At 63.0% G+C, this 17,889-nt stretch carries 15 protein-coding genes and 1 pseudogene; 2 read left to right on the forward strand and 14 right to left on the reverse strand.

What is annotated here, in order from left to right:
• Positions 1–116 precede the first annotated feature (116 nt).
• From CGK93_RS02610 to CGK93_RS02620, 3 genes and pseudogenes are all read right to left on the reverse strand, one after another.
• Complete coding sequence (locus CGK93_RS02610) at positions 117–1,769, reverse strand: GMC family oxidoreductase (protein ID WP_089593476.1); 1,653 nt, start codon at positions 1,767–1,769, stop codon at positions 117–119.
• Positions 1,770–3,280 (reverse strand): annotated as a pseudogene (locus tag CGK93_RS02615) (aldehyde dehydrogenase family protein).
• 66 nt (positions 3,281–3,346) lie between these two features.
• Positions 3,347–4,078, reverse strand: a complete 732-nt coding sequence (locus CGK93_RS02620; protein WP_089593477.1) for a hypothetical protein — start codon at positions 4,076–4,078, stop codon at positions 3,347–3,349.
• Positions 4,079–4,200: 122 nt separating this feature from the next.
• Between CGK93_RS02620 and CGK93_RS02625 the strand changes: the two genes are divergently transcribed.
• The gene (locus tag CGK93_RS02625) at positions 4,201–5,787 is read left to right on the forward strand and encodes a molybdopterin-dependent oxidoreductase (RefSeq protein ID WP_232481523.1); all 1,587 of its coding nucleotides are present in this window, start codon (positions 4,201–4,203) and stop codon (positions 5,785–5,787) included.
• Positions 5,788–6,203: 416 nt separating this feature from the next.
• Here the strand turns inward: CGK93_RS02625 and CGK93_RS24540 are convergent, their stop codons facing one another.
• The 5 genes from CGK93_RS24540 to CGK93_RS24545 form a co-directional block, all read right to left on the reverse strand.
• Positions 6,204–6,353 (reverse strand): TipAS antibiotic-recognition domain-containing protein, encoded by a 150-nt coding sequence (locus CGK93_RS24540; protein ID WP_157731965.1) that lies wholly within the window; start codon positions 6,351–6,353, stop codon positions 6,204–6,206.
• A 156-nt stretch (positions 6,354–6,509) separates the two neighbouring features.
• The gene (locus CGK93_RS02635) at positions 6,510–7,148 is read right to left on the reverse strand and encodes a LysE family translocator (RefSeq protein ID WP_089593479.1); all 639 of its coding nucleotides are present in this window, start codon (positions 7,146–7,148) and stop codon (positions 6,510–6,512) included.
• 118 nt (positions 7,149–7,266) lie between these two features.
• Positions 7,267–8,040 (reverse strand): SAM-dependent methyltransferase, encoded by a 774-nt coding sequence (locus CGK93_RS02640; RefSeq protein ID WP_157731577.1) that lies wholly within the window; start codon positions 8,038–8,040, stop codon positions 7,267–7,269.
• 265 nt (positions 8,041–8,305) lie between these two features.
• Positions 8,306–8,923 carry a DinB family protein gene (locus CGK93_RS02645; RefSeq protein WP_089593481.1) on the reverse strand — a complete coding sequence of 206 codons (618 nt, stop codon included), beginning with the start codon at positions 8,921–8,923 and terminating at the stop codon, positions 8,306–8,308.
• A gap of 95 nt (positions 8,924–9,018) precedes the next feature.
• Entirely contained in the window at positions 9,019–9,450 is a 432-nt protein-coding gene (locus tag CGK93_RS24545; protein WP_089593482.1) for an HAD family hydrolase, read from the reverse strand.
• Positions 9,451–9,905: 455 nt separating this feature from the next.
• On the opposite strand from CGK93_RS24545, the gene CGK93_RS02655 reads away from it, so the two are divergent.
• Positions 9,906–10,154, forward strand: a complete 249-nt coding sequence (locus CGK93_RS02655) for a hypothetical protein (RefSeq protein ID WP_089593483.1) — start codon at positions 9,906–9,908, stop codon at positions 10,152–10,154.
• A 180-nt stretch (positions 10,155–10,334) separates the two neighbouring features.
• Here the strand turns inward: CGK93_RS02655 and CGK93_RS23420 are convergent, their stop codons facing one another.
• The 6 genes from CGK93_RS23420 to CGK93_RS02690 form a co-directional block, all read right to left on the reverse strand.
• Positions 10,335–10,517 (reverse strand): hypothetical protein, encoded by a 183-nt coding sequence (locus CGK93_RS23420; protein ID WP_157731579.1) that lies wholly within the window; start codon positions 10,515–10,517, stop codon positions 10,335–10,337.
• 126 nt (positions 10,518–10,643) lie between these two features.
• Positions 10,644–13,634, reverse strand: coding sequence for a carboxypeptidase regulatory-like domain-containing protein (locus tag CGK93_RS23425; protein ID WP_157731581.1), 2,991 nt, complete (start codon positions 13,632–13,634; stop codon positions 10,644–10,646).
• 93 nt (positions 13,635–13,727) lie between these two features.
• Complete coding sequence (locus CGK93_RS02675; RefSeq protein ID WP_089593485.1) at positions 13,728–14,684, reverse strand: carbohydrate kinase family protein; 957 nt, start codon at positions 14,682–14,684, stop codon at positions 13,728–13,730.
• Positions 14,685–14,818: 134 nt separating this feature from the next.
• Entirely contained in the window at positions 14,819–15,613 is a 795-nt protein-coding gene (locus tag CGK93_RS02680; RefSeq protein ID WP_089593486.1) for an ATP-binding cassette domain-containing protein, read from the reverse strand.
• Positions 15,610–16,656: an ABC transporter permease gene (locus CGK93_RS02685; protein WP_089593487.1), complete on the reverse strand. Its 1,047-nt coding sequence runs from the start codon at positions 16,654–16,656 to the stop codon at positions 15,610–15,612. The genes CGK93_RS02680 and CGK93_RS02685 overlap by 4 nt, the downstream gene beginning before the upstream one ends.
• Positions 16,657–16,744: 88 nt before the next feature.
• A complete protein-coding gene (locus CGK93_RS02690) occupies positions 16,745–17,857 on the reverse strand; it encodes a substrate-binding domain-containing protein (RefSeq protein WP_089593488.1) in 1,113 nt (370 codons plus the stop codon).
• Between the last annotated feature and the right edge of the window lie 32 nt (positions 17,858–17,889).

Raw genomic sequence — 17,889 nt, forward strand, 5'->3', positions numbered from 1 at the left:
GGTGATAACCTGCGGCCGCCGTTGGTCGCAGTCGAAATCAAAGGCCGGGCACCACGCTGTGCCTCCGGCTGTTTCCCCCATTGTTTGTTGCGTGGGTCTAAAAGCAGGGTGCCTGTTCAGGCGACAGACAAGCTGAAGCCGGCTTCCGCCGTCGTGGATTCCTCCGTTCGGCTGTTGATGAGATCGGCCTTGATGAAATCGGCGCAGCGCTCGCCGATCATCATCACGGTGATATTCGGGTTGACGGTGACGTGTTCCGGCATGACGGAGGCGTCCGCCACGCGCAATCCGGTAACGCCCTTGACCCGCAGTTCGGGATCCAGGGGCGACATGTCGTCGTTCACCGGTCCCATGCGGACGGTGCCGACCGGGTGGTACACGGTGTTGTGAGTTTTGCGGATGTAATCCTGCAACTCTTCGTCGCTCTGTGCCTCGATGCCGGGGGAGAGCTCCCGTCCGGTCCACTCAGCCATGGCCGGCTGTGCAGCGATTTCCCGGGCCTTGCGGATACCGGCCACCATGACGCGCATGTCGTGGCCGTCGGGATCGGTGAAGTAGCGGGGGTCCACCATGGGCTTGTCCCGGAAGTCCCGGCTGCGCAGCCGAACCGTCCCGCGGGAACGCGCGTGGGTGACGTTCGGAGTCAGGCTGAAGCCGTTCTCCGTGGTGGGGTAGCCGTAGCGCAGGGTGTTCATGTCGAACGGGACGGAACCGTAGTGCATCATCAGGTCCGGGCGGTCCAGACCCTCTTCGGTGGGAGTGAAGATGCCGATCTCCCACCACTGGGTGGAAGTCTGAACCATGGGCTGCTTGGCCTCGAACTGCACCACGCCTTCCGGGTGGTCCTGCAGGTGCTCGCCGACGCCTGGGGAATCCACCAGGACCTCGATGCCATGCGCGGCCAAGTGTTCGGCTGGTCCGATCCCGGAAAGCATGAGCAGCTTGGGCGAGTCGATGGCGCCGGTGGACAGGATGACCTCGCGATGCGCGTTCAGCCTGAGCGTGCGGCCGAAAGCCGAGTCGACGACGTCGACGCCGGTGCAGCGCTTGTCCGCGTCGAACACCAGCTGGCGGGCACGCAAGCCGGTCAGCAGCGTGAAGTTTTCACGGTCCATGATGGGGTGGATGTAGGACACCGAGCTGGAGGAACGCGTCCCGTCCGAGCGGCGGTTGATCTGGAAGAAGTTGGCGCCGTTGATCACGGTGGTGCCGTCATTGAACTTTGCGCGGGGGATGCCGGTCTGCTCACAGGCATTAAGGAGCGCGACGCCGGCGGGATCGTTCGGAGGAACGTTCATCAAGTGCACCGGACCGTCGTGGCCGTGGTGTGGAGCTTCCGGTCCAGCGTCCTCGTTGCTTTCCAGGCGCTGGTACAAAGGCCAGGCGGCAGCAGCGTTCCAGCCGGTGGCACCATACTTTGACTCCCACTCATCCAGGTCCTCGCGGGGAGCCCAGAAAGCAATGCAGGAGTTGTGGCTGGAGCAGCCGCCCATGACCTTGGCACGGGCATGGCGCATGAAGGAGTTGCCGTTTTCCTGCGGCTCCACCGGGTAGTCCCAGTCGTAGCCGGATTCCAGCAGCTCCATCCAGCGATCCAGTTGCAGGATCTCCGGCAGGTTGCGGTCATCCGGGCCCGCTTCCACCAAGGCCACGGTGACGGCAGGGTCCTCGCTCAGCCGGGCGGCGACGGCAGCTCCGGCAGATCCTGCGCCAATGACGACGTAATCGAACCCGCGCTCGCTGAGGTTCTCAATGGTGTCAACGTGCATCTATTTCTCCTTGCCGTGGTCTGCGAACCAGCCGGTCACCTGGGGCTGGTGTTCTGGTAGATGTGCTTGGCTTCCTGGTACTCACCCAGCCCGGTGGGGCCGAGTTCACGGCCGACGCCGGACTGGCCGAAGCCGCCCCACTCGGCCTGAGGAAGGTAGGGGTGGTAGTCGTTGATCCAGACCGTGCCGTGCCGCAAACGGCCCGCTACCCGCTGGGCCTTGCCGGCATCCTGGGTCCAGACGGCGCCCGCCAGCCCGTAGATGGTGTCGTTGGCGGTGGCCACGGCTTCGTCCTCCGTGCGGAAAGTTTCCACTGTTACTACCGGGCCAAAGGCCTCGTCGATAACAACCGACATTCCTCTTTTGACGCGGTCCAGGACGGTGGGCTGGTAGTAGAAACCGGCGTCGAACGCTTCGCCTTCAGGGGCCGCGCCGCCGCACCGCAGCCGCGCGCCTTCGGCAACACCGCGCTGAACGTAAGCATCCACCTTCTCCCGGTGTGCCGCGGAAATCAGCGGTCCGGTTTCGGCAGACTCATCGAACGGGCCGCCGAGGCGGATGCCCTTGGCCTTGCGGACCAGTTCATCGACGAAACGCTCGGCGATGGATTCCTCCACCACCAGCCGCGCCCCGGCGGAGCAGACCTGGCCTGAGTGCACAAAGGCGCCGTTCAGCGCATTGTCGACGGCGGCGTCGAAGTCAGCGTCAGCGAACACGACGTTGGGGTTCTTGCCGCCGAGTTCCAACGCGACCTTCTTTACGGTGCCGGCTGCGGCCGCGGCAATGCGCTTGCCGGTTTCCAAGCCGCCGGTGAAGGAAACGAGGTCAATGTCGGGGTGCTCCGAAAGCGGTGCGCCCGCTTTTACTCCGGGGCCGGTCACCAGGTTGGCGACGCCGTCCGGCAGGCCCAGGTCCTGCAGCAACTGCATGGTGAGGATTGCGGTGGAGGGGGTCAGCTCGGCGGGCTTCAGGACGAAGGTACAGCCGGCGGCCAGTGCGGGCGCGATCTTCCACGCAGCCTGCAGCAGCGGGTAGTTCCACGGCGTGATCAGACCGCAGACTCCGACGGGTTCGTAGACGATTTTGCTGACGACGGCGGGGTCCCCGGCGTCGACCACCCGGCCCGCCGACTGCCCGGCGAGGCGTCCGAAATATTCGAAGCAGGCCGCGATGTCATCGATGTCGATGCGGCTTTCGATGATCCGCTTGCCGGTGTCCAGGGATTCTGCGCGGGCGAACTTCTCCCGGCGTTCGCGAAGTTCCGCGGCGACCTTAAGCAGGAACGCGCCGCGCTCGGGAGCGGGGACGTTCGCCCAAACGCCGGAATCGAAGGCCTTGCGGGCTGCGGAAATGGCGCGCTCGGCATCTTCACGGTCGGCTTCGGACACCGTGGCGACCAGTTCGCCGTCGGCCGGGTTGTGGATCTCGCGCACCGCGCCGGACGCTGCCGGCTCCCACCGGCCGTTGATGAAAAGGGTGGAGGCGGAATCGGAAAATGTGGCTTGGGTCATACGAAGCAGGCTAGTGCATCTTGAACATCTGTTCAAGGAAAATTATGAACAGATGTTCAAAAAGATCTAGCGTGCGTTAATGCTGATGTTGTCGTGAATCTCGGGAAGGGTGGACTTGAGGGTCTCGAGAGTGGGGCAGAGCGCTTCGACCTTGAGGGTGACGGCCGGCTTGCTGAAGGTCCGAACCGCGGTATAGCCGTAGGAGTCTCCCGAAGTGTAGGTCAGCGACAGCATGTCCACACCACGATTGCCCGCGATGCCGTAGCCCAAGGTCGCGTCCTTGACGTTTGAGGCGAGGTCCGTCTTGCCCGGGATGAGGATGGCGAGGACCTTCAAGGTTGATGCCCTGTCGTCGCCGGGCACCAGTTCGGAGGGTTGGTTGCGCACCTGGAGCGTTCGGACCTTGCATTGCGTCTTGTCGGAGGTAAAGGTCATCATCCCGTCTGTCGCCATGCGGCTGTAGTCGGCCTGCCACCCAGCGTTGGGATTCGTCAGAGAGCTGGCAATATCAGGAGTGTGTCCACCGTTTTCGTCCCCCATGATCCTGTTGCCATTGGCCCAGGAAAGATCTTCCGTGGCCGCATCGAGCCTTCCGCCGGCGCTGCCGTTGCCAGCTTCCGCCTCCGCCGTGGGTGAGGCGGCGCTTTGGCTTTGGCTCTGGCCTTGGCTCTGCGATGGGGTGGAGGAGCTGTCGTTGGCGGCCGGGGCGCCGATGCTGCAGCCTCCCAGTGTCGCGATGGCAAGAGTGGACACGAGCAGCGCAAAGAGCGGCGTGCGGCAGGGGTTTGGGGTGTTCATGAGGATCCTTTGATGTGTGTGGCCTGAAGCTCGCCGGTCCGGATATATCTATCGACTGGATTAATCTACCAGTTGAGGATGCTTAGACCCATCCCTGCCCCCTGCCGCTACGAACCACTGACATGAAAAAGCTCGGACTCCGGACCAAAGGCCCCGAAACCATGGCAGCGCTGGCAGGCGTGGTGTCGGCCGCCGTCGTGCTTGCCGTCGCCGAGCTGATCGGCGCCTTCTTCACTGCCAGGGCCACCCCGGTGTTTGCCTTGGGATCGACGTTCATCGACTTCACGCCGTCGTGGATGAAGGACTTTGCGATCGCCACGTTCGGCACCAATGACAAGGCTGCGCTGTTCGTGGGCATGGGCCTGACCATCGCCCTGCTGGCCTGCGTCTTGGGCGTTGTGGCTTACAAGAAGTGGGCCCTGGGCGTCCTGGGTGTGCTGCTCATGGGCGTGGTAATAGTGGCCAGCGTCCTGACTCGAGCCGGGGTTGGACCCGCCGACGCCATCCCTTCCATTCTGGGAACCATCTCCGGCCTCATTGTCCTGCGTCGACTCATCGTGCCGCTGTGGGGGTTGAAGGCATGGCCGGAAGCCCCTGCCGACATAGCCGCCGACGCCGATACCCAGGTAGGCGGAGCCGGCACCAGCCGCCGTCGCTTCTTTGCTGCTGCCGGGATTACCGCCGTCGCCGCCGGCATCGCGGCGACCGGTGGGCGGCTCCTGGGTGCCGCACGCAACAATGTTGCGCAGGCCCGGGATGCACTCCGGCTGCCGGCACCTGTCAGGGCCGCGGCTGCCGTTCCGGCTGGCGTCCAGTCCCCGGTTCCGGGAGTCTTCCCCTGGCTGACACCAAACAACGAGTTCTACCGCATTGATACGGCGCTGAGCGTCCCCGAGATCAACGTCAATGATTGGTCACTGCGGGTGCACGGAATGGTTGAGGAAGAGGTCACCCTCACCTTCCAGGACCTGCTCGACGCCGATCTGATCGAATCGCACGTCACCCTCACCTGTGTGTCCAACCCGGTGGGCGGAAAGCTTGCTGGGAACGCCAAATGGCTGGGCCTGCCCATCCGCGAAGTCCTGAAAAGGGCCAAGCCGAAGGACGGCGCGGACATGGTGCTCTCGCGATCCATCGACGGCTTCAGCGCCTCCACTCCGCTGGAGGTCCTGCAGGATGACCGCGATGCCATGCTGGCGATCGGCATGAACGGTGAGCCGCTTCCGGTGGAGCACGGGTACCCCGTGCGCATGGTGGTACCGGGGTTGTACGGGTTCGTCTCAGCCACCAAGTGGGTGGTGGAGTTGGAGGTCACCCGCTTCGCGGACAGCAAGGCCTACTGGACGGAGCGCGGCTGGTCAGAGCGCGGTCCCATCAAAACCATGGCACGAGTGGATGTACCCACGTCCTTTGCGAAGTTCCCGGCAGGGAAGGTCGCCGTGGGCGGCACCGCATGGGCCCAGACCCGGGGAATCACCAAGGTGGAAGTCCAGATTGACGACGGCGATTGGGTGGAAGCAACCCTCTCCGACGAAGCCTCCACCATCACCTGGCGCCAATGGTCTTACGAATGGGATGCCACGCCTGGCATGCACTACGTCAAGGCCCGTGCCACCGACGCCACCGGCGAAACCCAGACCGAAAAGCGCGCCGATCCGGTGCCTGACGGAGCCTCGGGCTGGCCGTCGGTGATGGTGACGGTGGAGTAGTTGTTGGGCCGTGCATAGTCGAATTCCAACGTGACGCCGCTAGGCTGCTAAAGGAGTGGCACCACACAATCCAGAAGCCGTCCTCCGGGGCCCCGCCGGGACTGTGGATCCTAATGGCAACCATCATCGAGAGGACGGAATGACATGAAGTGGTACCGATACGCACATTTCGTCTTGTTCGTCGCTTCCTTCCTCCCGCTTGTGCTCTCTCTATGGCCCTTCTGGCAGGGAATCCTGTTGCCTTTGATCGTCCTGATCCCATTCTCAATCAACGAGGTCGTGATCGACCGGCGAGAGAAGCGGGCCGGGCAAAGCAGGTCAGCCCAGGCCAGACGGCAATCCACGTTGGCGCACGCCTACCGTGACTAGCTGAATAGAAGGACCCTGAACGGATTAAGGGCGGCATCTCGTTTTGCCTAGGCCAAGCGTTCAGCGGCGGACTGCATGACCGGGGCAATGACGCGCCAGTCCTCTGCAGTGCGCGCGGCAGAACGCTCCGTGTACTCCGCCCACTGGGGCGAGTCCGCCCACCGTTCACGCGCAGCCGGTGTCCAAGAGCTGTCCAGTTCTTCCCGAAAACGTCTTCCTCAGAAGACGGACGTCCGGTGAGGGATCCTTTGCCGGAAGGTTTGACCGGCCAATGGTCCGGATAGGCCGCGTCACGAAATTCCAATGCGCAGTTTGTCGAGACGATGCGAGCTGGGCCGTGCCTTTTGAGCTGCTTATGTTTTGTTGCCGGTGAGGGCGAGACTTCCGCCGAGGCCGATCATCATGACGCCACCGCCGGCGCTCATGCGGGCGAGACGTTTCGGGTTTCGGGCGAACCAGGCGCGCGCGGTGCCTGCGGTGATGGCCCAAATGGTGTCGCTGGCGAGGGCGATCGTGAAGAAGATCATTCCGAGGGCCGCCATTTGGAGGGGGATGGCGCCGTGGGCGTAGTCGACGAATTGGGGGAGGACTGCGACGAAGAAGACGATGGTCTTGGGGTTGGTCACGCCGACTATGAATCCTTCGCGTAGGAGCCGGAAAGAGGACGGCGGAGCCTTGGCTGTGGAGGAGGTGTCGGTGTCGTCCTTGCGGTGACGAAAGGCTTGGATGCCGAGATAGACCAGGTAGGCCGCACCGATGAACTTGATGACTGTGAAGACGACCAACGATTCAGCGACGATGGAACCCACGCCGAGGGACACGAGGGCGACGGCGGGGAGCATGCCGAGGGCGTTGCCGAGCACACTTAGGACGCCGCTCTTTCGTCCGAGGGCGAGCGAGCGTCCGATCACGAAGAGCACGCTTGGACCCGGGACGACGATGATTGCGAACGACGCAAGGGCGAAGGCCCAGACGCTGGCTGCGGGTAGCAAGTTGAGCTCCAATCGACGGCAGGATTAAGTAAGCCGAATGTAACGCGTCCGTTGAGCCATCACCTGGTGGAACGCCAGCATGTCTGTGCGCCACGTGACGGTGAGTCGCAATGGACTCCTATCCCCTTAGGCAGAAATACGCCATCCCGAGTACGCCTCGGTAGCCCTCTTCATATGCAGCGCGCTGTTCCTCATATTGCCGACGAACCTGCTCTGCGGCGGGATGGTCGTCATCATGTGCTTCCAGCCAACGGGTAAACCTGTCGCGATACCCGGCCTCGAAGACGTCCCACTCCTGAACGGTTGCCTGGTCGTCGTCCACCACCTCAAAACCAGCGGCGCGGATCTGCTCGCGTAACGCATCTACTGTCAGGAACTCGTCATCACGTCCAGCCAGAGGGGCAGTGGCAGCCGGATGAGGTGTTGCTGACCAGATCGCCTCGCCGTAGACGAGCCGGCCGCCGGGAAGCACCAGGGCTCGAAGGGCACACAGGGCTGCGGCGTAGTCGAGCGGCTGCGCGTCCTCTACCGGCGGCCCCCAAATCTGGCTCGCGCCGATGCAGATGACAGCGTCTGCGAGGCGATGCTGGGCTTCCATCCCAGGCATCGAATCAAACGTCGCTCTATTGAGCAGCCCCCGAGCCATTGCCTGTTGCCTCGCTCGGTCGATGGACACAGAGGCACTGTCCACGCCGCGTCCCCGTGCCTGCGGGGCCGACGTCAAAACCCGAAGTAGTAGTTCACCCCATCCACACCCCATGTCCAGAACCTCAGCCGGCGCCGGGTCGGACAAGAACGCCACAAGGTGTGCAGCGCGTTCTTCGGAGAGCGGGGTAAGCCAGGTCAGGGACTCGTAGAGAGGCGGCAGTTCAAGCGGAGTACTGTCGGTCACTTAATGATGTTCTCACGATTCACAGAAGCAACTGCTTGTCCGTAAGCCTGTGGTGCACTCGGCCGGGCAGGCCAAATATTCGCCGGTTCGTTCGTTTTGACCCAGTAACGAGACATGCGGGGTAAGGGATCCCCACGCGGGCGCTTGGACGCCACATGGACCATCGTCTTTCGGGCACCGCTATGCACCGCGGACGTAGTCCTCTGTATCCACTCGACGCTGTAGAGACTCTGTTGGCTGAGCTGTCTGCGGTGCGTGCTCGTGGCTATTGGACGTGGTGAACGTAGAGGTCGCGGAGCAGCGCGATCTCGGCTCCGTGGTGCAGGATCTCCTGGTTCTCCCACCATACGATCGTCGGAAAGGTCTCCTCGGCATCGCTGCCGTACGGGTAGCTGCTGAGCCCGATCCGGTCATAGTCGGACTCATCGACACTTAGTAGTACCTGGCGCCAGTCGGCTGCAGCGTGACGGAACCTTTCGATGGCGCCGGCAGCATCTGGTCGTGATTCGTACATCGCTCTATCGAACGTTCGGTCGCCCCCGAGATAGTTGGTTCGGCCCAACAGCGTCTCGGAGATGTGGTCAAGCCGCCAGGCGATCGTCGTTACGGGCGGAGGCCACGGACTTTCGGGGGCGCCGTCTCGCCCCCACTCACCCGCGCCGATGAGCTTGATGGCGCCCGGTCCGGGCCCATCGGCGCGCCTCCGCACCGACCAGCATGCGTCGACCGGTTCCCAGAGGTACTCGGCGTCCGTCAGTACCGGTACGTCGACGTCGCTGCCATCACCCGAGTTGCTGGTAGGCCCGGCGAGGCGAGTGAGGAGTCGTTCCGTCGCCCAGTCGTACTGCTCAAGCAGGGGCTCAAGTCGCTCATTGGTCATCATGGCATAGAGCCTAGCCTCCGGGAGAGGCCGTTTTCTCCGGCTAAGCGCTCGAAATCAAGATACGCAGTGGCCGGACATTTCGCCCATCGGCCAAGTTAAAGGGATCCTTCGACGAGGCGAAGAGGCAATTCCGCAAGGCTATGGATGGTCCCCTTCCGCATTGGGCCCTTGCGGTTAAGATGGAGGGTTTTTAGCCCCGCGTTCCGGGCTCCTTCGATATCGACCCGGTAGTTATCTCCGACATAAAGGGTCTCGGTCGGCGAAACGTTCATGCTTCTGCAGGGCTGTAAGAACGCCTCTTGTGCCGGTTTGGCGTGGTTCGTAAGTTCGGAGCTGAATACCCGGTCCAGGAGAGGTGCAAGCCCTATTCTCTTGACTTTGGACGTTTGCTGGTCGTGGTTCCCGTTAGTTATGACGCCCACTGGCATGCCGATGACTCGGAGGCTCTTCAATGCCGGCGCCGCGTCTGGAAAGGCGATCCAGGCGTTCTCGTAGTTCTCAAGATAGGTGGTGAATAGCTCATCGATTCGGGTGTCCGTTTGGGGACTAAGAGTCCGGCTAACGGGAGGAACTGGCGGAGTCGCTCACGGCGTTGTTCCTGGAAAGTGAGTTCCTTTGCGAGGAACCGGTTGTAATTGACTTCCTCGATGTGAAACCAGCAACGAGTCAGTTCGTCGGAAGGCTCTGTTCCAAGGTGTTGAAGGAAAGCGTCCACGCCGGCACGGGCGGATGACGGATGATCGAACAGAGTGTTGTCCAGATCGAAGAGCACGGCTCGAATTTGCACCCGCCCAGCGTAGCCCGTTGTTCTTCAGTGCTTGTGACCGAAAGCTGGAGCACTCACGCCGCAGTTGATCCTCCACGGATTGATTCAACGTCCAGAGAAGGACCCTCTTACGGACACCGGCCTGCCATCGAGCGCTCCGGTTTCAAGGAAGTGGGACTCTCAATTAGTCACCAAACAGTTCGATAAGGTATATCCATGGCTACTACAAACAAGTCACTGCTGATTCGTCAGAGCCGCATGCAGAAAGCACTGGGTTTGATGTTCTGCATGTCGATGGTGGGCTTGTTGGCTTCGATCTTCCTGACCGGTCGCAACCCGCTCTTCCCGGGGATGTCGGGTCCACTCCTGGTGCTGTTCTTCTTCCTGGCAGCAGCAGGCAGCGTTATCGGACTGGCAATCATTAGGTCCCGACGAGGTGCCACGGAAATCGCAGATAAGGGATAGCTCCGAAAGGCTCCCTCACTGTGCGCGGGTTAGCGTCGCCGTAAACGAGTTAAGTCGCCTGGCTAATGGTCACCGCGTGACATGTCCACGAACAGGCGTGGCAAGGACGAACCCCGCGCCCACGATGATCCCGGTGCACGCCCACCCATTCTCCGGCCCGGTCCTCGTCGATGGTCTCGATCAGGGTGCAGGCTGGCTGGACTGGTGCGGAGAGATCCGTATCGCTGACGCCGTCTCGTCGGCGCCGAGCCGCGAATACCAGCCAAGGTCTTCAGGATGCAGGTGGACGGGGCCGCCATCCAGCTGCCATCGAGCAAGTGTCTCTCCAAGCTGCGCGAGCCGTGAAGCATCGGGCATGTTCATCTCTGCCTCCTCATCGGGTTCGTACCCCTTGATCGAGTCCCGACAGGAAGACGACGACGGCGGTGCTGCCGCCGTCGTCGTCTCCTAAATCCCGTCACTAACGTCAGTTAGCTCCGCCGCTGATGATCAGCCGATCAGGGCAGTGGCAGCTGAGTAGCGGGCCAGTGCGGTGTACGCAGTTTTGGTGCCTGTCACGCGAACTTTGATGGCACTTCCCTTGTCCGCGGCGACCAGTTTGTACGTCTGGGCGGTGGCGCCCGAAATGGCGGTGCTTCCGCGGAACCACTGGTAGGTCAACGTCACCGGAGCCGGCCCCCACACGCCGGGGGTCGCGGTGAGCGTGCTGCCTACCGTTGCGGTGCCCGCGACAGTGGGAGTGGGCCCGGTCAGCGTGCCCGCCGCCACGGCAGCAGTCGCTACGGAAGTCTTGGCCGCCGTCGTGAATCCGGTCTTTGAGCCCGTGACCCGAACGGTCATGGTCTTGCCCAGATCAGCGGCAGCCAATGAGTAGGTAGCTGAAGTAGCACCCGTCACCGCAACGCCACTCCGGAACCACTGATATGCCAACGTCACAGGGGCAGGACCCCACGCGCCTGGCACAGCCGTGAGGACCGAACCAACCTTCACCGTCCCGGACACCGTCGGCACCGGCGCGGTCAACGTGCCCACCGCCACGGCGGCAGTGGCTGCGGAGGTTTTCGCCGCCGTCGTAAATCCGGCCTTCGTGCCTGTGACCTGAACGGTCATGGTTTTACCCAGGTCGGCGGCTGCCAACGTGTAGGCAGCTGAGGTGGCCCCGGTGATCGCGACGCCACTCCGGAACCACTGGTACGCCAGCGTTACGGGAGCTGGTCCCCATGCCCCGGGAACCGCCGTGAGCACAGAACCAACTTTCGCTGTCCCGGTCACCGTCGGCACCGGCGCGGTCAACGTTCCCACCGCTACGGCCGCAGTTGCAGCGGAAGTCTTCGCCGCCGTCATGAACCCGGCCTTGGTGCCCGTGACCTGAACGGTCATGGTCTTACCCAGATCGGCGGCTGCCAGCGAGTAGGTAGCTGACGTAGCCCCGGTGATCGCGACGCCGCTCCGGAACCACTGGTAGGTCAACGTCACGGGGGAAGGTCCCCACGTCCCGGGAGCTGCCGTCAACACCGAACCAACCTTGGCTGTCCCCGATACCGTGGGTACCGGTGCCGTCAACGTGCCCGCCGCGACGGCTGCAGTTGCAGCGGAAGTCTTCGCCGCCGTCGTAAACCCCGCCTTGGTGCCCGTGACCCGAACGGTCATGGTCTTACCTAGATCCGCGGCAGCCAGCGAGTAGGTAGCTGCCGTGGCACCTGTGATCGCGACGCCGCTCCGGAACCACTGGTAAGCCAACGTCACAGGGGCAGGGCCCCATGCACCGGGAATCGCCGTGAGGACCGAGCCGACTTTCGCCGTTCCCGTCACCGTGGGAACCGGCGCGGTCAACGTGCCCGCCGCAACTGTGACAGAGGCCTGGCCGTAGTAGGGCTGGAGCGGCCAGTCGTGGACGCTGAGTCGTACGGTGACTTTTTTGCCGGCGTCGGAGGTTTGCAGAAGGAACGCGGGCCCGTTTGTCCTGTAGTCCTGGACACCGTTGACGAACCAGTCGTAATAGGGGCCAAAATCAGGGGCGGGGGTCAAAGTGCCGTGGTCAACGGTCAGGGTGTTCCCGGCGCTGGGCGTGCCCAGCAGGGTGAAGGGCTTGGACGACGTGACAGCCTCGGCACCGGATTTGCCGCCGTGAACCGAGGTGGTGTGCGGGGCATATCCGGTCTTGGTCCCGGTGACCTTTGCCCAGATGTCGTACCCGGCATCAGCGGCGGTGGGGGTGTAGACAGTGGTGGTGGCGCCGGGAATGTCCTGGAGGGCCGCGTTGTCCTTGGAACGCTGCCACTGGTAGGCGAGGGTCACCGGAGACGGTCCCCAAACGCCGGGATCGACGGTCAGTTTCTGTCCTGCCTGGGCAGAACCGTAAACGTACGGCCGGTCAGGTGTCAGCGACAGCCCTGCAACGTCCAGCTGCATGGTCAGCTTTACCCGCTGGCCGGCAGCAGTTGCTGTCAAAACGGTTGCCGTGTCCTTGGTGGCCGTGTTGTCGTAGCACTCGGCCTTGTACCGCTTGTCGCGTGGCGTGCCTTCATAGACAGTGTCCGAGACGCAGAGCTTGTATTTCTTGCCCACTGTCATTCGCCAGTAGATCTTTCCTTGCACATTCGAAGTGAGCGGGCCCATCTGGGGTCCCTCCCAGGCTGCCGTTGCGTCGTTGTAGACCCAGGGGATATACCCGACGTCGGCAATCGGCGCACCCGCCGGATCGACGACGGTGGCTTCCATGAGGGTTTCATCCTTGAGGACGAAGTTCACGTTGGTCCATGCGACTCCGGCCGGGACGGTAGCCACCGTGTAGGTGTCCACGGTGCCCGTGCCGGTCCAGTACTGCTCCAGGTAGAGGCGCTGGCCCGACTCGTCCCGGACACTGATGTAGGCCTGGTTGGGCGGGATCTTGGTGAGGGTGAAGTAGCCGTTGGCATCGGGCTTGGTGCTGCTCACTTGTCCGCCGTTGTTGGGTGAGGCTGAAACGGACACCGCTGTCAGCGGCTGGCCGGCCTTGTTGGTGACCCGGCCGCTCATGCTGCCAAAGGCTTCCAACTGCGGGTTGTACGTGGTGGTGGGAGCAGCATCGGTGACGGCAACCGGCGTCGAACCGTAGGAGCTGGACTGGTTTGAGTTCCACTCGGAGGCGTACGTGGCGGAGCAGGGTCCGCTGCTGCAGGTGGTCCATATCTTGTAACTGCCGGACGCTGGCACGGTGAAACTGTAGGAGCCATCGGGAGCGGACCATGCACCGGCAACGAAGTCGGCCCGGTCGTCATTGGTATACGCACCCACCCACACGTCGCCCAGCGCAGTGGCCGTTGCGGTGGCTGTCAGCTTTCCCTTGACCACTCCCTTGAAGGTGTAGGTCGCGGCAGAGGCGGGCGCGATCCCGGCGAAGAGACCCGCGGCCACCAAAGCGACAGCCGCCAGGATGGCCCACACCCCCTGCCGTGTTCTCTGAAGTGGATGGTCGGCGGCAGGTCGCGGCAACGGCATGGGTAAGGTCCTTTTCCCCAAAAAAGTGACTGAAGGGACCGAGCGGTCCACTGCCATCGTAGGCGTCGTCCCGCAGCAGTGCCATGGGGAGTTCTATACGGCGGCGAGCGGCTGCTGTTTGAGTCCTTCCAGCCGCGCTTGAAGTTCGTCGGAGGTCGGGGGGTTGGCGCCGGGCCGGCTGACGGTGATCGCTGCGGCCAAGGCTGCGGTCTGTCCGATGCTTTCGAGGGCTGGTGCAGCAAACGCCTTTTCGCCTCTGGCCAACAGTTCAAAGATGAGGGCGGCCATGTAGGAGTCGCCGGCGCCGATGGTGTCTGCAACGTGGGTCTTCGCTGATGGGACGTTGAGGCGTGTCCCCGGTGCAGCAAGGAGTGCACCTTCTGAGCCCCGGGTGATGACAGCCAGCCGGGCCCCATGATTCAGGAGCCGGGAGGCGACGTCGTCCAGGGAGGATGCGGGGTACAACCAGTGCGCATCTTCGTCACTGAGTTTGATGACGTCGGTGAGGGGGAGCAGGTCCTCGAAAATCTGCTTGGCTTCAGAATGGCTGCCAAGGAGGGCCGGGCGGATGTTGGGGTCGTAGGTGACCAGGCAGGAGTCGTGGCTTTGTTCCAGGAGGGTACGCACGGTGGCGGCTCCCGGGGCCAGGAACGTGGCGATGGATCCGGTATGGAGGACTTTCGGAATCGTGGCCGGTGCTACGGGTGCAAGTTCCCAGCGGATGTCGAACTCGTAGCTGGCCGAGCCGTCCGTTGCCAGCGTTGCGGTGGCCGTGGCGGTGCGCTCCAAGGATGTTGATCCGGGAAGCAGCCGGACACCTGCGCTGTGGAGGTGGGTGGTGATGGCGGTGCCGTGTTCGTCCTCGCCGATCGCTGTGAGGAGCCCGGTCGGTACCCCGAGGCGGCCCAGGCCGTAGGCGACATTGGCGGGGGAACCGCCAGGGTAGCTGATGGTTCCTTCCCGGGTGTTCACAATATCGACCAGGGCTTCGCCGATGACGAGGACGTCCAGTTGGTTATGGGCGAAGTCGTTTGGGTGAAGGTTGCGCATCTCGGTTCTTTCGTCGGGCTAACGGTGGGACGTTGGAAGTATGGGTCCGTCCGCAGACCTGTTGGCAGGTCTGCGGACGGAGAAAAGGGGTTCCGATGGGACGGAAGGCCCGGACGGAAGGTCCGGCGTGGCCGTTAGGCTTTGGCCGCACCGGTCATGATGGCGACGGCGTCGGTCATCGTGTGGGATTGCGGGGTGATGGTTGCCGCGCATTTGCCGAGGCGCTGGATGTGGATGCGGTCTGCGACGTCGAACACGTGAGGCATGTTGTGGCTGATCAGGATGACCGGCAGCCCTCGGTCGCGAAGGTCCCGGACCAGCTGGAGCACCTGGTTGGATTCGCGTACTCCCAAAGCAGCTGTCGGTTCGTCGAGAACCACCACTTTGGATCCGAAGGCCGCTGCACGGGCCACGGCGACTGCTTGGCGCTGGCCACCGGAGAGATTCTCGACCGGAACGGTGACGTCCTGGAGAGTGGAGATGCCCAGCCGGGTCAGCTCTTCCTTGGCTTTCCTGCGCATGCCCTTGGTGTCGAGGATTCGGAAGAGGCTTCCCAACGGTCCGGGGAGCCGCTCTTCGCGGCCGAGGAACAGGTTCGAGGCGACATCGAGGGCCGGTGAAACGGCAAGGTTCTGGTAAACGGTTTCGATGCCGTGGACGCGGGCGTCCTGCGGCCGTTTGAAGTGAACCTGCTGTCCTGAAACGAAGAGTTCGCCGGTGTCGGGAACTTCGGCGCCGGTGAGGCATTTGATGAGCGTGGACTTGCCGGCGCCGTTGTCGCCGATGATGGCCAGAACTTCGCCCGGGTAGAGGTCCAGGCTGACGCCGTCGAGACCGACGACGCGGCCGAAGGTCTTGACGAGGTTCCTGGCCTTGAGGATGGGCTCACGGGTTTCGGTGCGGGGGGCTTCAAAATCTGTGGTGGTCATGACTTGACCTTTCGGATCCATTGATCGACGGATACGGCAATGATGATCAGGATGCCTACGGCGAGGGTCTGGTAGAGCACGTCCAGGCCAGCGAGGGAGAGGCCGTTGCGGAAGACGCCAACGATCAGAGCTCCGAGCAGCGAACCCCAGATCGAGCCACGGCCGCCGAAAAGGCTGGTGCCGCCAATCACGACGGCGGTGATGGAGTCCAGGTTCAGGTCGACGCCGGCGTTGGGGCTGGCGGCATTGGTACGGCCGATCTGGATCCACGCGCCGACGGCGAGGACTGCGCCCGCGGCAAGGTAGACGCTCATCAGGACGCGGTTGACGGGAATGCCGGCCAGGCGGGCTGCTTCCTTGTCATCTCCCACCGCGTAGACGTGCCGTCCCCAAGCGGTCCTGCCCAGAATAAACGCTACGGCCACGTAGAGGAGGAGCATCATGACCACGCCAGTGGAGATCCGGACGGGTCCGATCGGGAAGGTGCTTCCCAGCCAGGTGAGCATGTCCGGCATGGCGGAGCCACGCACGGTGCTTCCGCCGGAGTAGAGCAGCGTCAGAGCGATGAAGATGTTCAAGGTTCCCAGCGTCACGATGAACGGCGGGAGCCGGAATCTTGTGACCAGGAAGCCGTTTAATGCTCCGGAACCAAGGCCGACGACGAGACCGGCCAGCAGCGCAACAGGCCCCGGAATGCCGTTGCTGACCGCGAGCTGGGCGATCACCATTGAAGACAGGATCATGACCGCGCCCACGGAGAGGTCAATGCCGGCTGTCAGGATGATCAGCGTCTGGGCGATCGCCAGGGTGCCCACCACGGCAACCTGTTGAGTAATCAGGGACAGGTTCTCAACGCGCAGGAAACGATCATTGAGGAGCCCGAAGACCACCACGGCGATCAGCAGCACAATAGCCGGGCTGAGGGCTGGGTATCGGTGGAGGAGGTTACGGATTCTGCTGAGAGGCGTCTGGCGGTCAAGGAATTCCTCGGCCAGGTCAGCATGCCCCGCGCTCGGGGGGCCGGCGGTCTGTTGCTGGGTCACTTAGGTTGCTCCTGAACTTCCATGTTCTGATAACTGCTGGGTATGCGGGGGAGACGCTGGTTGGAGCGTCTCCCCGCGTCGGAACGGGTTACTTGCCCCAGCAGATCTGGGATGCTTCGGTGGTGGTGATGCTCTTCACGCCGTCGGCGGGCTTGTCAGTGACGAGCTCGACGCCGGTGTTGAAGAAGTCAAGACCCTCAGAGTTGGCAGGCTTTTTGCCGGTCTTTGCCAGCTCAACGATGGCTTTTACGCCCAGCTCGGCCATTTTGACGGGGTACTGCTGCGCCGTTGCGCCGATCACGCCGGACTTGACGTTGTTCACACCTGAGCAGCCGCCGTCAACGGAGACGATCAGGACGTCCTTTTCCTTGCCCGCGGACTTCAGAGCCTCGAAAGCACCTGCGGCAGCGGGCTCGTTGATCGTGTAGACAACGTTGACATTGGGGTTCTTGGCCAGCAGGGTCTCCATCGCGGTACGTCCACCGTCTTCGGCTCCCTGGGAAGCCTGGCTGCCGACGATTTCGTAGTCGCCGCCCTTGCCGCCGGTGTACGTTCCCGTCTTGGCTTCGTCACCGTTCTTCTTCTTATCCGCGGTGTCGATGCCGAGGCCGGTCAGGAAGCCCTGGTCGCGGTTGTAGTCCACCGAGACCACCTTGTCGTCAAAGAGGTCGATGAGGGCGATGACGGCCTTCTTGCCCGCCAGTTGCTGGGCGGTCCACTTGCCGATGAGCTCTCCTGCGTTGAAGTTGTCCGTGGCAAACGTGATGTCAGCGGCGTCGGCCGGGTCCGGCGGGGTGTCCAGTGCAATGACGAACAAACCCGCGTCCTTGGCCTTCTTCAGGGCATCCACTACTGAGGGACCGTTGGGGGTAATCAGAATGCCCTTGTCACCCTTGGAGATTGCATTTTCAATGGCCTGGATCTGGGTGTCCTCGTCGCCGTCGGCCTTGCCGGCCGCAAGCTTAAGGTCGACGCCGTCAGCCTCGGCGGCCTTCTTCGCGCCATCCTGCATGGAGACGAAGAACGGGTTGGAGGTGGTCTTGACGATCAGCGAAACGCCGATCTTTTCATCGGAGCCCCCGCTGGATGAAGGGGAGGAGCTGCCTCCGCAGGCGGTTAGGCTCAGCGCGCCGAGCGTCAGGACTGCGCCGGCGGCAAGAAAACGGGTCCGGGCGGACCGAGTTACTTTGGAACTCAACATTGAAACTCCTGGTTTTGTGGCTGTTGGCGGCG

The organism is Arthrobacter sp. YN, assembly GCF_002224285.1.
In the GTDB taxonomy this organism is placed as follows: domain Bacteria; phylum Actinomycetota; class Actinomycetes; order Actinomycetales; family Micrococcaceae; genus Arthrobacter.